This window comes from Micromonospora sp. WMMD729 (assembly GCF_049315225.1).
Lineage (GTDB): Bacteria > Actinomycetota > Actinomycetes > Mycobacteriales > Micromonosporaceae > Micromonospora.
In genome coordinates, this window is the sequence record NZ_CP186059.1 from 3,367,257 (window position 1) to 3,382,158 (window position 14,902).

The 14,902-nt window shown below is 73.3% G+C and carries 14 protein-coding genes; 9 read left to right on the top strand and 5 right to left on the bottom strand.

Translation table 11 applies throughout. The features are described from left to right. The first annotated feature begins 103 nt into the window (after positions 1-103). The gene (locus tag ACN263_RS15570; RefSeq protein WP_422740535.1) at positions 104-619 is read left to right on the top strand and encodes an NUDIX domain-containing protein; all 516 of its coding nucleotides are present in this window, start codon (positions 104-106) and stop codon (positions 617-619) included. A 393-nt stretch (positions 620-1,012) separates the two neighbouring features. On the opposite strand, the gene ACN263_RS15575 is transcribed toward ACN263_RS15570, so the two are convergent. From ACN263_RS15575 to ACN263_RS15585, 3 genes are all read right to left on the bottom strand, one after another. Continuing rightward, on the bottom strand, positions 1,013-2,959 hold the full coding sequence (locus ACN263_RS15575; protein WP_422740718.1) for an ABC transporter ATP-binding protein: 1,947 nt from the start codon (positions 2,957-2,959) through the stop codon (positions 1,013-1,015). 92 nt (positions 2,960-3,051) lie between these two features. Further along, complete coding sequence (locus ACN263_RS15580) at positions 3,052-4,485, bottom strand: ATP-binding protein (protein WP_422740536.1); 1,434 nt, start codon at positions 4,483-4,485, stop codon at positions 3,052-3,054. Continuing rightward, positions 4,482-6,140: an FAD-dependent oxidoreductase gene (locus ACN263_RS15585; RefSeq protein WP_422740537.1), complete on the bottom strand. Its 1,659-nt coding sequence runs from the start codon at positions 6,138-6,140 to the stop codon at positions 4,482-4,484. Before ACN263_RS15585 ends, ACN263_RS15580 begins: the two co-directional genes overlap by 4 nt. Before the next feature lie 146 nt (positions 6,141-6,286). Between ACN263_RS15585 and ACN263_RS15590 the strand changes: the two genes are divergently transcribed. The 3 genes from ACN263_RS15590 to ACN263_RS15600 all read left to right on the top strand — a co-directional run bounded on the left by ACN263_RS15590 (position 6,287) and on the right by ACN263_RS15600 (position 9,568). Then, on the top strand, positions 6,287-8,539 hold the full coding sequence (locus ACN263_RS15590) for a hypothetical protein (protein WP_422740538.1): 2,253 nt from the start codon (positions 6,287-6,289) through the stop codon (positions 8,537-8,539). Positions 8,540-8,564: 25 nt separating this feature from the next. Next, positions 8,565-9,056, top strand: coding sequence for an SsrA-binding protein SmpB (smpB, locus tag ACN263_RS15595; protein WP_422740539.1), 492 nt, complete (start codon positions 8,565-8,567; stop codon positions 9,054-9,056). Between the two features lie 119 nt (positions 9,057-9,175). Next, entirely contained in the window at positions 9,176-9,568 is a 393-nt protein-coding gene (locus ACN263_RS15600; protein WP_422740540.1) for an SCO5389 family protein, read from the top strand. 79 nt (positions 9,569-9,647) lie between these two features. Here ACN263_RS15600 and ACN263_RS15605 read toward each other — a convergent pair whose 3' ends face one another. Continuing rightward, positions 9,648-10,514 carry an aldo/keto reductase family oxidoreductase gene (locus ACN263_RS15605; protein WP_422740541.1) on the bottom strand — a complete coding sequence of 289 codons (867 nt, stop codon included), beginning with the start codon at positions 10,512-10,514 and terminating at the stop codon, positions 9,648-9,650. A gap of 139 nt (positions 10,515-10,653) precedes the next feature. On the opposite strand from ACN263_RS15605, the gene ACN263_RS15610 reads away from it, so the two are divergent. The 5 genes from ACN263_RS15610 to ACN263_RS15630 all read left to right on the top strand — a co-directional run bounded on the left by ACN263_RS15610 (position 10,654) and on the right by ACN263_RS15630 (position 14,352). After that, complete coding sequence (locus ACN263_RS15610) at positions 10,654-11,097, top strand: winged helix-turn-helix transcriptional regulator (protein ID WP_422740542.1); 444 nt, start codon at positions 10,654-10,656, stop codon at positions 11,095-11,097. A 99-nt stretch (positions 11,098-11,196) separates the two neighbouring features. Beyond that, positions 11,197-11,622 carry a TOBE domain-containing protein gene (locus ACN263_RS15615; RefSeq protein WP_422740543.1) on the top strand — a complete coding sequence of 142 codons (426 nt, stop codon included), beginning with the start codon at positions 11,197-11,199 and terminating at the stop codon, positions 11,620-11,622. Next, complete coding sequence (gene modA / locus ACN263_RS15620; protein ID WP_422740544.1) at positions 11,619-12,413, top strand: molybdate ABC transporter substrate-binding protein; 795 nt, start codon at positions 11,619-11,621, stop codon at positions 12,411-12,413. The genes ACN263_RS15615 and modA overlap by 4 nt, the downstream gene beginning before the upstream one ends. Next, positions 12,410-13,228 (top strand): ABC transporter permease, encoded by an 819-nt coding sequence (locus tag ACN263_RS15625; RefSeq protein ID WP_422740545.1) that lies wholly within the window; start codon positions 12,410-12,412, stop codon positions 13,226-13,228. The genes modA and ACN263_RS15625 overlap by 4 nt, the downstream gene beginning before the upstream one ends. A 59-nt stretch (positions 13,229-13,287) precedes the next feature. After that, positions 13,288-14,352 (top strand): ABC transporter ATP-binding protein, encoded by a 1,065-nt coding sequence (locus ACN263_RS15630; protein ID WP_422740719.1) that lies wholly within the window; start codon positions 13,288-13,290, stop codon positions 14,350-14,352. A 126-nt stretch (positions 14,353-14,478) separates the two neighbouring features. Here the strand turns inward: ACN263_RS15630 and ACN263_RS15635 are convergent, their stop codons facing one another. Then, on the bottom strand, positions 14,479-14,892 hold the full coding sequence (locus tag ACN263_RS15635; protein ID WP_422740546.1) for a type II toxin-antitoxin system Phd/YefM family antitoxin: 414 nt from the start codon (positions 14,890-14,892) through the stop codon (positions 14,479-14,481). Between the last annotated feature and the right edge of the window lie 10 nt (positions 14,893-14,902).

The following is a 14,902-nucleotide window of genomic DNA, read 5'->3' on the forward strand; positions in this document are numbered from 1 at the left end:
TGTCTCCGACCCATCTTCGCCGGCCGTCGTCTGGGCCCGCCGCAGGCCGGCCTGGGGCTTCGACACACGCCCTCAGCGTCGCCGGCGGGTAACGTGCTGCGGCATGACCGGTACGCCGTACTCGCACTGCTCCTACTGCGGCGCCGCCTACCCGCCGGCGGCCGGCTGGCCGCGGGTCTGCGCGGTCTGCGGCGAGACCGTCTGGCGCAACCCGCTGCCCGTCGCGGTGGCGGTGCTTCCGGTCCGCACGGCCGTGGGCCTGGGCGTGGTGGTGGTCCGCCGGGCCATCGAGCCGGCCCGCGGGCTACTCGCGCTGCCCGGCGGTTTCATCGAGTACGGCGAGGAGTGGTCCGACGCGCTGGTGCGTGAGCTGTGGGAGGAGACCGGGTTGGTGGCGGACGCCCGCGACGCCCGGCTCCTCGCGGTGCGGGGCGCACCGCAGGGCGGCACCATGATGATCTTCGGGGCGCTGCCGGAGCGGGCCGCCGAGGACCTGCCGCCGTCGCGGCCCACCGAGGAGGCGACCGAGTGGTTGGTCCTGACCGACCCGGTCCAGCTGGCGTTCTCCACCCACACCCGCGTCCTGGCCGACTTCCTCACCGCACCCCACCACGCCTGACCACGACCCCCGGGGCCCGGCCCGCCGCCTGATCGACTCCAGATCGGCGAGCTGGGGGTATCCCACCGCCGCGATGCCCCCGCATCGGCGACCTGGAGTGGAACACCGCACCCAAGCGCGATGATCCACTCGGGTTCGGTGATATCGGGTCGTCCTCGGCGGCGAGACACCCCGGATTTCCAAAACCCGAGTGGATCACGCCCCCAGCCCCGCCCCGCTGGCCGGCCCGGCGCGGCCCGGACGGGCGGGCTGGCGGGCGGGCGGACGGCGGACGGGCGGCGATCTTGCACTTTCTGTGGCGACATAAGGGCCGATAACGCCGAATTCGACAACCGAAACTGCAAGATCGCGGGGACGGGGACGGGGACGGGGACGGGGACAGGGGCGGGAGGATCAGCGGCGGGGGGCGGTTTCGTCGGTGTGGGCTCGGTAGCCGCTGGCCTGTAGCTCGAACAGCTCGCGGTAGAGGCCGCCGGCCGCCATCAGCTCGTCGTGGTTGCCCTGCTGGACGAGGCGGCCCTGATCCATCACGAAGATCCGGTCGGCGTGCCGGACGTTCGCCAACCGGTGGGTGATCAGGACGACCGCGCGGTCGGGGCGCCGACGCAGGTGTTGGAACAGGGCGTGTTCGGCGCGGGCATCCAGCGCCGCCGACGGCTCGTCGCAGATCAGCAGGGCGGCGTCACGGTAGAGACCACGCGCGGCGACCAGCCGTTGCCACTGCCCGCCGGACAGCTCGTGGCCGTTCTTGAACTCCCGGTCGAGCAGGGTGTCGTAGCCGTGCGGCAGACCCACGATCATGTCGTGGGCGGCGGCCGCGTCGGCCGCCTCCTGCACGCTGGGGCCGGGCCGGTCGGGGGTACGGTCGTGCCGGCCCACCCGGATGTTCTGCCCGGCGGTGAACGGGAACTTCCAGTACTCCTGGGTCATCACGGCGACCAGCGCGCCGAGCGCCCGCGGATCCAGCTCGGCGGCGTCGACGCCGTCCCAGCGGATCGTCCCGCCGGTCGGCTGGTAGAGCCCGGCGATCAGCTTGGCGAGAGTGGTCTTGCCGGAGCCGTTCTCACCGACCAGGGCCACCACCTCGCCACGCCGGATCGTCAGGCTGACCCGGTCCACCGCGGGCGTGTCGGTGTCCGGGTAGCGCAGACTCACCTCGTGCAGCTCGATCGCCTCGACGCCGTCGGCCGTCCGGCTGCCACCGACGGGCACCCGGCCCTGCGCCCGGGTGAGGAAGTCCCGGTAGTCCTGGTAGTAGAGGGCGTCCTCGTACAGCGAGTTGGTGGCGACGACCGCGACGCCCAGGCTGGTCCGGGCGGACTGGAGGGCGAGCAGGGCGGTGGCCGCGGCGGCGAGGGCGACCATACCGGCGAGCAGCAGGCCGCCGAGCACCGCGTACACGCCGAAGGTGGCCAGGCCCGCCACGGTGGCGCCGGCCACCCGGGTACCGGTCTGCGAGCGGACCAGCCGTAGTTGGGCGCGGGTCTCGACGGCCATCACGCCCCGGTACTCGGCGAGCAGGAACTCGCGCATCTGGTAGGCGCGGACCTCGGCGGCGGTGTGCCGGTTGGCCATCAGGTGGGCGAGCATCCACATCCGCCGCCGGCGGGTGATCCGGGCCAGCATCGCCAGGTACTCCCGGCGGGCCATCCGGACGGCGGTGACCGCCTGGGGCACCGCGGCGAGCAGCAGGCACGGCAGCAGCAGCGGCTGGATGACGGTCACCGCGACGGCGGTCGCGAGCATGCCGACCACACCGGTCACCAGGTTGACGGTGTGGTCGACGATCCACGCCGCCTCGCCCATCCCGCGGTCGCGCACACGGTCCATCTCCTCGGCGAACCCGGCGTCGTCGAACGCGGCCAGGTCGACCGCCGTGGTGGCCTCGAAGAGCCGCAGCTCCACCTGGTAGTTGATCTGCGGGGTGAGCCGGGCCTGGGCCCAGCCGGCGGCGATCGTCAGGCCGCCGCGCGCCGAGACCGCCGCCGCGGCCACGATCAGCGCCGGCAGGGCGGAGCGCACCCGGTCCGGGGTGGGACCGGCGGCGAAGAGCTCCCGCAACACGCTGGTCGTGGCGAGCAGGCCGAAGGTGGTCATCACCCCGGCGGCGACATTCAGGCCGATGGAGGCGACCGTGTCCATCCGGTTGGTGGCCCACGCCAGGGCCACCGCCTCACGGACCAGCCGCGGCAGGCGGCGGGCCACCGCCCAGAAGCTGGTGTGCGCGAAGGTGTGCGCGTGGTGCATCCAGACCGCGTCCTCCAGCTCCGGCAGCACCGAGCCGTCGTCGGGCGGGTCGTTCGGCTGGTCGTCGTGGTTCGCGGTACGCGGGCGGGCCATCGAGTCCACGGACGCTCCTCGGGGGCGGGAAGCACGGACGCCGCCCGACACTACTGCCCGCAACCACCCGATGTCTCTAGGTAGTCGGCGTGTCAGGGCAACGCGGCCGCTTCCTCGGTGATCGGCAGCAGCACCCGGAACGTGGTCCGCCCGGGCTCGGTCTCCACCCGGATGTCGCCGTGGTGTTTGTTGACCACGATCCGGTACGAGATGTCCAGCCCCAGCCCGGTGCCCGCGCCGACCGGCTTGGTGGTGAAGAACGGCTCGAAGATGCGCGGGCGCACCTCCGGCGGGATACCGGGACCGGTGTCGGTGATCTCCACGGCCAGCAGGTCGCCGGCACGTCCGGTGCGGACGGTCAGCACGCCCTTCTCCCCCATCGCGCCCAGGGCGTTGTCCACGAGGTTGGTCCACACCTGGTTCAGCTCCGCCGCGTACGCCGGGATGGGCGGCAGGCTCCGGTCGTACTCGCGGACCAGCTTGACCTCGGCGGGGATCTTGCCCTTGAACATGACCAACGTGGCGTCGAGCAGATCGTGCACGTCCACCACCCGGTGCGGCGCGCGGTCGATCTGGGAGTACTGCTTGGCCGCGCCCACCAGGCCCGAGATCCGGGTCACCGCGTCGCCGATCTCGCGCATCAACAGTTCGGTGTCGACCGTGTACGACAGCCACCGCACCGCGGCCTCCAGGTCCGCCGGGCCGACGGCCGCCTTCACCTGAGCGAGCCACGCCGCGTCCAGACCCCCGGCGACCAGGATGGGCGCCAGGTCCCACGCGCCGCCCACACCGTGGTCCTCCAGCCAGTCGGTGAGGGTGTCCTCGGCGTCGGCGGTGGCGACCGGGCTGAGCTTCGGCGCGGTCGCCACCCGGCCCACCGCCTCCTCCTGCAACGCGACCAGCCCGTGCAGCGCCCGCCCGTCGAGCCGCCCGTCGGCGATCATCGCGAGCTTGTGCCGCATCCCCGCGACCCGGTCCCGCAGCACCGACGTGGCCCGCACCGCCGCGGCGGCCGGGTTGTTCAGCTCGTGGGTCAGACCCGCCGAGAGCGAGCCGAGCGCCAGCAGCCGTTCCCGCTCGCCCACGATGGTCTGGCTGTCCCGCATGCCGAAGAACAGCCCCTCCAACAGGTGCATCGGCATCGGGAACCAGGACCGCAGGGCGTGCGCGAAGTCCTCCGCCGGCAGCACGAAGAACTCGGCGTCGACCAGCGCGCGCAGGCTGTTGCGGTACGTCTGCTCGACCTGGTCGCCGAGGTACGCCTGGGTGGCCCCGCCGTACACGCCGCGCTGGTCGGTGCGGCTGACCTCGACGTCGTCGCCCCGCACCTGACGGCTCAACGCCACCGCGCCGCCCAGCAGCACGAAGAAGCAGGTGGCCGGCTCGCCCTCGCCGTACACCAGGGTGCCGCCGGCGCGCTGCTCCACCCGACCGTGCTCGGCCAGCCAGTCGAGCTGCGCCCCGTCGAGGGCCTCGAACAGGAACAGGGTCCGGAGTTGCGCGGGCGTCAGCCGGTCGCTGGTCATTGGGCCTCCAGGTAGCGGTGCACGAGCGACACGGCCATCGCGCCCTCGCCGACGGCCGAGGCGACCCGCTTGACCGACTCGGCACGCACGTCACCGGCGGCGAACACCCCCGGCACGCTGGTCTCCAGGTGGTACGGATCGCGGGACAACGACCAGCCGGCCGGGCGTCGGCCACCGGCCAGCAGGTCCGGTCCGGTGACGATGAAACCGCGCCCGTCCCGTACGAGCACCCCGTCCAGCCAGTCGGTGCGCGGCTCGGCGCCGATGAAGATGAACAGCCAGGAGGTGTCCACCGTGCGGCTCTGCCCGGTGCGGGTGTCGCAGAGGGTGAGCCGTTCCAGGTGGTCGTCACCGGCCGCACCGACCACGGCGGTGTGCGGGTGCACGGTGATCCGGTCGATGCGCGCCAACTGGTCGATCAGGTACCGCGACATCGACGCCGTCAGGTCCGCGCCCCGGATGAGCAGGTGGACCCGGGCGGCGTACCGGGAGAAGTGCACGGCCGCCTGCCCGGCCGAGTTGGCCCCGCCCACGATGTAGACGTCCTGGTCGACGCAGCTCGGGGCCTCGGTGGCGGCCGCGCCGTAGAACACCCCCCGGCCGGTGAAGTCGGCCAGTCCCGGGGCGTCGAGCACCCGGTAGGACACGCCCGTCGCCAGCACCACCGTGTGCGCGGCGATCTCACTGCCGTCGCCGAAACGCAGCAGCCGTGCGCCACCGGCCTCGCTCAGGCCGACCACCTCGCGGGCGCTGAGCAACTCCGCGCCGAACTTGACCGCCTGCCGGCGGGCCCGGTCGGTCAACTGCGCGCCGGAGACGCCGTCCGGGAAGCCCAGGTAGTTCTCGATCCGGCTGCTCTGCCCGGCCTGCCCACCGGTCGCCCGCCGCTCGACGAGCACCGTCCGCAGCCCCTCGGACGCGCCGTAGACGGCCGAGCCAAGTCCGGCCGGACCGCCGCCGATCACCACGAGGTCGTAGAAGTCGGACGCCGGCACCACGGTCAGCCCGGCCAGCGCGGCCAACTCGGCCTCGCTGGGGGCCACCAGCGCCTTGCCCTCGGCGGTCACCACCAGCGGTACGTCCGCCTCGGTGGCACCGGCCGCGTCGAGCAGCCGCGCCCCCTCCGGGTCGTCGGACAACAACCAGCGGTACGGCACGAGATTGCGGGCCAGGAAGTCACGGACCTTGAACGACGGCGCCGACCAGCGGTGCCCGACCACGCGGATCTCCGTGCTCGCGGCGTCCGGGGTGACCGACCACGCCTCCAGCAGCCCGTCGACGACCGGGTACAGCTTCTCCTCCGGCGGGTGCCACGGCTTGAGCAGGTAGTGGTCCAGGTCGACCACGTTGATCGCCTCGATCGCCGCGTCGGTGTCCGCGTACGCGGTGAGCAGCACCCGGCGGGCCGCCGGGAAGATGTCCATGGCGGCCTCGAGGAACTCGACGCCGGTCATCTCCGGCATCCGGTGGTCGGCCAGCAGCAGTGCCACCTGCTCACCGCGCAGCTTGACCTCCCGTAGCGCGTCCAGCGCCTCCGGCCCGGAGGCGGCGCGCAGCACCCGGTAGCGGTCGCCGTAGCGGCGCCGGATGTCCCGGGCGACCGCCCGGGAGACCGCGGGGTCGTCGTCGACGGTCAGGATCACCGGGTTTGCCATGGCGCCAATAGAACCACCTCGCGGGGCCGGGCCGCACCATCGGTGGCAGCGCTGCGAGGCGTGACCCGGTTCGGGACGGGTAAGCGGCAGCGCCGCGGGCGGCCGGCGCCGTCGACCGCTGGCTGTCACACACCTGCGGGGGGCCCATGGCGGACGCGTCGCCGACCGAACCGACGAGGGGTCGGATCGTGGAGCTGCGGGTGCACGGCGTCTCGGGGGCGGGCGCCGACCGGGTGCTCAACCGGCCGTTCGTGTACCAGGTGGCCGGCGACCGCAGCGGTGGCTTCTACCGTCCCCGCCCGGGTTACCCGGACTCGACCGGCACGGACGGGGTGACGCTGGAGGCGTACCGCTGGAACGACCTGCCCTCCGGCACCGCCGTACGGACGCTGTCGCTGGTGTTCCTGTTGCCGTTCATGCTCTGCAACGTGGCGCTCTGGATGCGGCCGGGGAACAAGCCGGCGAAACACGGCATCGTCGCGCTGTGCCGGCTGCTCGCGCTGACCCTCACGATGCTCTACGTGCTCTCCATCGTGGGGATGGCGGTGGACCTCATCGCCTGGCGCTGCATGGGCGACCCCGGTTGCGTGGCCGGACGGAGTTGGCTGTCCTGGCTCGGCGGACGGCCGCCCGGCGTACGCCTGGGTGTGCTGGCGCTGGTGCCGGTGGCCGCCATCGGGATCGTGTGGTGGCTGGGCGCGCGGCCGAGCCACTCGTTCGACGCCTTTCGCACCGGCGCCGTGCAGGAGACCTCGGTGCACCAGTTGAGCGCCGTCGGCCAGTGGGACGGCACCCCGGTGGTGGGGCGCCTGCGCTCGCTGCACGTCGCGGCCGCGTTCGCCACGCTGGACGGCAGCCTGCTGGCCGCCTGGGACAGCGACAACTCCTCCTGGGTCCGGGCGGCGCTGGCGGTGGCGACGCTCGCCGTGCTGCTCGCCTGCCTGTTCCTGCTGACCCAGGTGAGCGGCATGGATCGGACCAGCACCGTACCCCCACTCGAGCATGTCACCCGGGGACTCCGCACGATCGCCTTCGGTCTCACGATCCTGGTCATCGCGTACACCATGGCCAGCGGTGAGCCGTGGCCGCAGAGCAGGATGCTGCCTGGGTACAGCGCGACCGTGGCGTGGTTGTTCGTCAGCCAGACCGTCCTGCTGGTGCTCCTCGCGGCTCTGGTGGTCGGGGCCCGCGGTCGCGGGCGACGCGCGCACGGCCGACGGCTGCCGCGGCTGCGGGCGCTGGGCGCGCCGGTCTTCGTCACCATCGCCGCCGGGCTCGCGGTGGCGTTCTCCGCCGAGTTGGTCTACCGGGTGGCGGACGTGTTGGACCGCGACGGTGGGCACGCGCAGAAACTGGCGTTCGAACCGCCGCTGGCGTACAAGTGGGCGATCTGCGGGTTCTTCCTGGCGGTGCTGGCGGCGGTGCTGGTGGGCGTGCTGGTCACGGTCGTGACCCGCCCCAGCCGGTGGCGGGCCGCGCGGGCCATCGTGGCCGCCGACTTCCCGGACGCCCCGCCGGAGGCGGCGGGGCGTCTGCGCCAGGTCCAGCAGGCGGTGGCCCGGGCCCGGTTCACCGAACGACTCGAACCGCTGACCGTGGCCTACGCCGGGTTCGCCGCGCTCGGCCTGGCCACCAGCATGCTCGGCCTGTTGCAGATCTATCCCGGCGACGTGTTCGAGCAGTACCTCGGCGTGCCCGACAGCTTCGTCAACTTCCTCATCGGGGCCGGCAGCTACGCGATCGGCGTGATCCTGGTCGGGCTCGTGATCGGCGGCATCTTCGCCTATCGCACGGCCGGCTTCCGCCGGTACGTGGGCGTCCTGTGGGATCTGGGCACCTACTGGCCCCGGGGAGCGCATCCCTTCGCGCCGCCCTGCTACGCCGAGCGGGCGGTGCCCGAGCTGGCCAAGCGGATCACCTACCTGGCGGACCAGGGCGAGGGGGTGCTGCTGGCCGGGCACAGTCACGGTTCGGTGCTGCTCGCGGCCACGCTGCTGCAACTGCCGCGGCGGGTCACCGACCGGGTCGCCCTGCTCACCTACGGGTCGCCGCTGAGTCGGCTGTACTCACGGCTGTTCCCGGCCTACGTCGACAGGTCGGCGCTGCGGGAGATCGGCGACCGGGTCGGTTGGCGCTGGGTGAACCTGTGGCGCGACACCGACCCGATCGGCGGGTGGATCTTCGCCCCGCATCGGCCCGAGGACGCCGCGCCGCCGGCCGGGCCGGAGGCGGCGGTGGACCGCCGGTTGACCGACCCGCAGGGGCTCGTGCCACCGCCCAGCGACAGCGTGCCGCCACCGATCCTCGGTCACTGGCCGTGCGAGTCGCAGGAGGAGTTCGCGCAGGCGGTGCGGGACCTGGCCGCGCGGCTGCGCACCGAGCGCCGGACGGGAGGCTGAGGCGGCGGCCCGATATCGTCGCCGGGTGAGCCCGTCCCGCAAGCCCGAGCGCCGGCTGATCGCGTCGAACAAGAAGGCGCGGCACGAGTACACCGTGCTGCGCACGTACGAGGCGGGCATCGTGCTGATGGGCACCGAGGTGAAGTCGCTGCGCGAGGGGCGGGCGTCGCTGGTCGACGCGTTCGCGCACGAGCGCGACGGCGAGATCATGTTGTACGGGCTGCACATCGCCGAGTACCGCTACGGTACGTGGACCAACCACGCGCCGCGCCGGAACCGCAAGCTGCTGCTGCACCGCGCCGAGATCGGCAAGATCCTGGAGAAGGTCCGCGAGGGTGGGGTGACCCTGGTGCCGCTGTCGATGTACTTCGACAACGGGTGGGCCAAGGTCGAACTGGCCGTGGCCAAGGGCAAGCGCACGTACGACAAGCGGCAGACCCTCGCCGAGCGCGACGCCAACCGCGAGATCGCCCGGGAGCTGGGCCGACACCTCAAGGGCCATCCCCGCCGCGCCTGACCCGGGGTTTTTCGGCGCGGCACGCCGCGCCGACCGTTGACGACATCCGCACGGAGTGATGTGCTCACGTCGACACCGTTAATGAAAACGGTAGTCGTTTCTAGATGCGGAGGAGAATCATGTCGCTCACCGTCCCGCCCGCCCTGCTCGATGCCGCCGAACGCGGACCCGTCGACGACGAGGCGTTCGTCGCCTGCGTCCGCGACTCCCTGCCGTACGCCTGGGCCACCGTCAGCCGGGTCGTCGCCGATCTCGAGGCCGGCGACGCCGACCTCGCGGACAACGTCGTCCCGCCGCCCACCGACGCCGACCGGGGGCAACTGCTCCGGGCGCTGGCGAGCGACGCGATCCGCGCCGGCCTGGAACGCCACTTCGGCGTACGACTGGCCTTCCAGAACTGCCACCGGGTGGCCGCGTTCCACCCGTCGGCGGTCGACGGGGAGCACTACCGCCGCTTCGTCTCGCCCCGGGGGCAACTCCTGAACCAGTCCCCTGAGCTGCGCAACTGCTGACGGACCGGCTGGTGGGGGTGCCGCCGCCGCGCGACACCCCCACCGCACCGGGCCCGCGATCGTGCGGGTCGAGGCGCGCTCAGCGCCCGATCGTGTCCAACTCGACGAGGTCGTCGTCGGCGAGGGCGAGTCCCGCGCCGGCGATGTTCTCGCGCAGGTGCGCCACGGACGACGTGCCAGGGATCAGCAGGATGTTCGGCGACCGCCGCAGCAGCCAGGCGAGGGCGACGGACATCGGTGTCGACCGCAGCCGCGTGGCGACGGCCGAGAGGACCGCGGACTGCAACGGGCTGAAGCCGCCCAACGGGAAGAACGGCACGTAGGCGACGCCCTGGTCGGCCAGCGCGTCGATCATCTCGTCGTCCTGCCGGTGCGCGAGGTTGTACCTGTTCTGCACGCACACGATCGACGTGATCGACTGCGCCTCGGCGACCTGCTCCGGCGTCGCGTTGCTCACCCCGAGGTGCCGGATCAGGCCCTGCCGCTGGAGGTCGACGAGCGCCTCCAGCGCCTCCGCCACCGGCCCGGGTTCGGGTCCCTCGGCGTTGCCGAGCCGCAGGTTGACCACGTCGAGCGCGTCGAGGCCGAGGGTCTGAAGGTTCTCGTGGACGGCCCGACGCAGCCTCTGCGGGTCGCGGGCCGGCGGCCACCCGCCCTGCTGGTCGCGGACCGCGCCGACCTTGGTCACCAGGTGCAGTGACTCGGGGTACGGGTGCAGCGCCTCCCGGATCAGCTCGTTGGTGATGTGCGGCCCGTACGCCTCGGCGGTGTCGATGTGGGTGACACCGAGTTCGACGGCCTCGCGGAGGACGGCGAGTGCGCCGTCCCGGTCGGCCGGCGGCCCCATGACCCAGGGGCCGGCGAGCTGCATGGCACCGTAGCCGAACCGGGTGACGTCCAGGTCACCCAGCGTCCAGGTGCCGCCGGGAAGGGAGGGGGAAGCCATGTTCGTACCTCTGACTCTCGCATCGCACCGGGCGGTTCCGGTGCCCCGCTGTTACCGGAACCAACTGTCAGGGGGTAGCTTCCTTTCGGGAAGTAGGCACCTGAAAGTGCGTAACTCACCCCCGTGGAGGAGCAGGGCGATGGCGACGACGACGGCGGCCCAGAGGAGGGCGCAGGCCAAGTCGGACTACGACGCGTTCCTGGCGCAGTGTCCGAGCCGCAAGCTGCTCGACCGGATCGCGGACAAGTGGGTCACACTGGTGCTGGCCGCGCTCCGTGGCGCAGGCTCGCCGCAGTCCGGTGCCGACTGTTCCGGCGAGCCCCGGCCGATGCGCTACTCGGAGCTGTCCCGCCTGCTCGCCGGTGTCAGTCAGAAGATGCTCACGCAGACGTTGCGGTCGCTGGAGCGGGACGGTCTGATCACGCGCACCGTGGAGCCGACCGTGCCCGTCACGGTCACCTACGCGCTCACCGACCTGGGCCTCTCCCTGCACGAGGTGGTGCGTGGCCTGAAGAGCTGGGCCGAGACGCACATGGACGACGTGTTCGCCAACCGCGCGACGTACGACGGTCGCGCGAGCTGAGCATCCCTCGCACCTACCTACCGAAAACACCGCAAGGACACGCAGGAACCATCTCATCCGGTAGTTCCTCCTCGCAGATGCGGCCGCTAGGGTGGTCCCGTGACGACCTTCCGGATCGGCGCGGCGGCCGACCTGCTCGGCGTCAGCGCCGACACCATCCGCCGCTGGGTGGACGCCGGGCGACTGCCCGCCGGGCGCGACGAGCACGGCCACCGGATCATCGACGGGGTCGACCTCGCGGCGTTCGCCCGGGCGCAGGCCGCCGACCCGGACGCGGGCGCCGAGTTCTCCTCGGCGCGCAACCGGTTGCGCGGCATCGTCGTCGACGTCCGCAAGGACACGGTGATGGCCCAGGTCGACATCCAGGCCGGCCCGTTCCGGGTGGTGTCGCTGATGAGCCGGGAGGCGGTCGACGACCTCGACCTGCGGGTCGGCTCGGTCGCCGTCGCCGTGATCAAGTCGACCACCGTGGTGGTGGAGCGCGCTGCTCCCGCCGCCTCGGCCGGAGCGCGGGGGAACGGATGAGGCGTCGGGCCCGACTCATCGCGGCGGCACTGGCGGTGGCCGTGCTGGCGACGGCCGGCTGCGACCGTACGGGCGACCCGGCGACCGGGGGCGACACCCGGGACGGTCGGGTCAGCGGCACGATCACCGTGTTCGCCGCCGCCTCGCTGACCGAGTCGTTCACCCGCATCGCCCGGGACTTCGAGGCCGCCAACCCCGGCGTCACCGTCACCCTCAACCTGGCCGGCAGCTCGGCCCTGGCCAACCAGATCACCCAGGGCGCACCGGCGGACGTCTTCGCCTCGGCCGCGCCGAAGAACATGGCGACCGTGACCGAGGCCGGCGACGCCGACGGCACGCCGTTCGTCTTCGCCCGCAACCAACTGGTGATCGCGGTGCCCGCCGGCAATCCGAGGGGCGTGACCGGCCTCGCCGACCTGGCCCGTCCGGGAGTGAAGGTGGCGCTCTGCGCCGACCAGGTGCCGTGCGGCGCGGCGGCGCGTACCGCCCTGACCGCGGCCGGCGTCGCGCTGACGCCGGTCACCCTCGAACAGGACGTCAAGGGCGCGCTGGCGAAGGTCAAGCTCGGCGAGGTCGACGCGGCCCTGGTCTACCGCACCGACGCCCGCGTCGCGCGCACCGACGTGACAGGTGTCGAGTTCCCCGAGTCGGCGCGGGCGATCAACGACTATCCGATCGTCGCGCTGACGAACGCGCCGAATCGGGCCGGGGCGCGGGCTTTCGTCGCGTACGTCCGCTCGACGCCGGCGCAGGCGGTCCTCGCCGAGGCGGGCTTCCAGGCGGCCCGGTGAGCCTGCTCCACGCGCCCAGCACGTTCCGGCGGCGGCGGGGTCGGGTGCCGGCGGCGCTGCTGATCCCGGCCGGGCTGGGCCTGCTCTTCCTGGTCCTGCCGCTGGCCGGGCTGGTGGTCCGGGCACCGTGGACGACGCTGCCACAGCGGCTCACCGCGCCGGGGGCGCTGACCGCGCTGCGGCTGTCGGTGCAGACCGCGACCCTGGCCACGCTGCTCTGCCTGCTGCTCGGGGTGCCCCTGGCGTGGCTGCTGGCCCGGGTCGAGTTTCCCGGCCGTCGGCTGGTCCGCGCCCTGGTCACCGTGCCGCTGGTGCTGCCGCCGGTGGTCGGCGGCGTGGCGCTGCTGTTGGTCTTCGGCCGGCGCGGGCTGCTCGGCGGCTGGCTCGACGCCACGTTCGGCGTCACCCTGCCGTTCACCACCGCGGGCGTGGTGCTGGCCGAAGCGTTCGTCGCCATGCCGTTCCTGGTCATCGCCGTGGAAGGTGCGCTCCGCGCCGCCGACCACCGCTACGAGGAGGCCGCCGCGACACTGGGCGCCAGCCGGTGGACCACCTTCACCCACGTCACGGTGCCGCTGGTGGCGCCCGGGCTGGCCGCCGGCGCGGTGCTGTGCTGGGCGCGGGCGCTCGGCGAGTTCGGCGCCACCATCACCTTCGCCGGCAACTATCCCGGGCGTACGCAGACCATGCCGTTGGCCGTCTACCTGGCGTTGGAGACCGACCTGGAGTCCGCGATCGTGCTCAGCCTGGTGCTGCTGATCGTCTCGGTGGGCATCCTGGCCGCGCTGCGCGACCGCTGGCTGGCCGGCCCGTGACCGCGCCGACACCGGACGACCGGCTCGGGACCGCGCCGCCGCCGGCGGATCCGCCGGCGATCGCGCCGCTGCTGGATGCCCGACTGGTCGTCGACCGGGGGGCCTTCCGGCTGGACGTGCCGCTGCGGGTCGCGCCCGGCGAGGTCGTCGCGCTGCTCGGACCGAACGGGGCCGGCAAGACCACCGCGCTGCGCGCCCTGGCCGGACTGCACCCGCTCACCGCCGGGCACATCACCCTCGACGGTGTCGACCTGGACCGGCCGGCCAGCCGGGGCTGGGTGCCCACCGAGCGCCGACCGATCGGCGTGGTCTTCCAGGACTACCTGCTGTTCCCGCACCTCGACGCGTTGGACAACGTGGCGTTCGGGCCGCGCCGGCACGGTGTCGACCGGCGGGCGGCACGGGTCACCGCGCGGAACTGGCTCGACCGGGTGGGCCTCGCCGACCAGGCGCACCGCAAACCCCGCCAGCTCTCCGGCGGGCAGGCGCAGCGGGTGGCGCTGGCCCGCGCGCTGGCCGTCGGGCCGTCGCTGCTGCTGCTCGACGAGCCGTTGGCCGCGCTGGACGCGCGTACCCGTCTGGAGACCCGCGCCCAACTGCACGGCCACCTGGCCGCGCACCCGGGCGCGACGGTGCTGGTCACCCACGATCCGCTGGACGCGTTGGCGCTCGCCGACCGCCTGGTCATCGTCGAGGGTGGGCGCGTCGTCCAGGAGGGCGACGGCCCGAGCGTGACGGCCCGGCCGCGCACCGACTACGTGGCGCGGCTGGTCGGGCTGAACCTCTACCGGGGTCGGGCCGACGGCCACGGGGTACGCGTCGCGCCGGATTTGACGCTCAGCGTGGCCGACCGGCTTGACGGCGACGCGTTCGTGGCGTTCCGCCCGGCGGCGGTGGCCCTGCATCCGGCGCAGCCCGACGGCAGCCCTCGCAACACCTGGGCGGGCACGGTGACCGGCGTGCAGCGCCACGGCGACAACGTGCGGGTGCAGGTGGACGGGCCGATCGGCGTGGCCGCCGACGTCACGCCGGCCGCGGCGGCGCAGCTCCGGCTGATACCCGGACAACGGATCTGGGTGGCGGTCAAGGCGACCGAGACCCACGCGTACCCGACGACGACCTGACGCCGCCGTCGCGCGAGGAGCGGGCGCGCGGCCGTCGCTGTCGGGCTCGGTGCGCAGGCCGATGCCGGACGGGACGCGGCCCCTGCTGCACGATGCGCAGCCGGCCGCCCGTCCGGTGAGCGGAGGTCAGTCGGCGAGCAGGTCGGCGTGCGCGGCGCGCAGCCGGGCCAGGGTCGGGTCGCTGCCCGGGACGACCCGGCGGTCCAGCTCGGCCCACACCTCGGCCAGCGCCGCGCGGACCGCGCCCAGCTCGGCGGCGTGCCGCTGGCTGCTGCGGCGGTGCTGCTCGTCGAGGCGGCGGGCCCACCCGGCGGTGACCGCGGCGAGCCGGTCGGCGTCGGCGCGGGCCTGGGCGGCGCTGCGGGCCGCGACGGCGGGAACGATCGCGGCGACCGGGCGGGAGTCGCCGTCGCGGGTGACGACGGTGACCGCGTCGGTCAGCTCGGCCAACGCGACGAGCTGGCTGAACCGGGTGCGCGCCTCACGCAGCGGCACGGAACGCGGCGGGTCGGAATGTGGGGTGAGCGCGGGGATGGCCATGAATGCATGC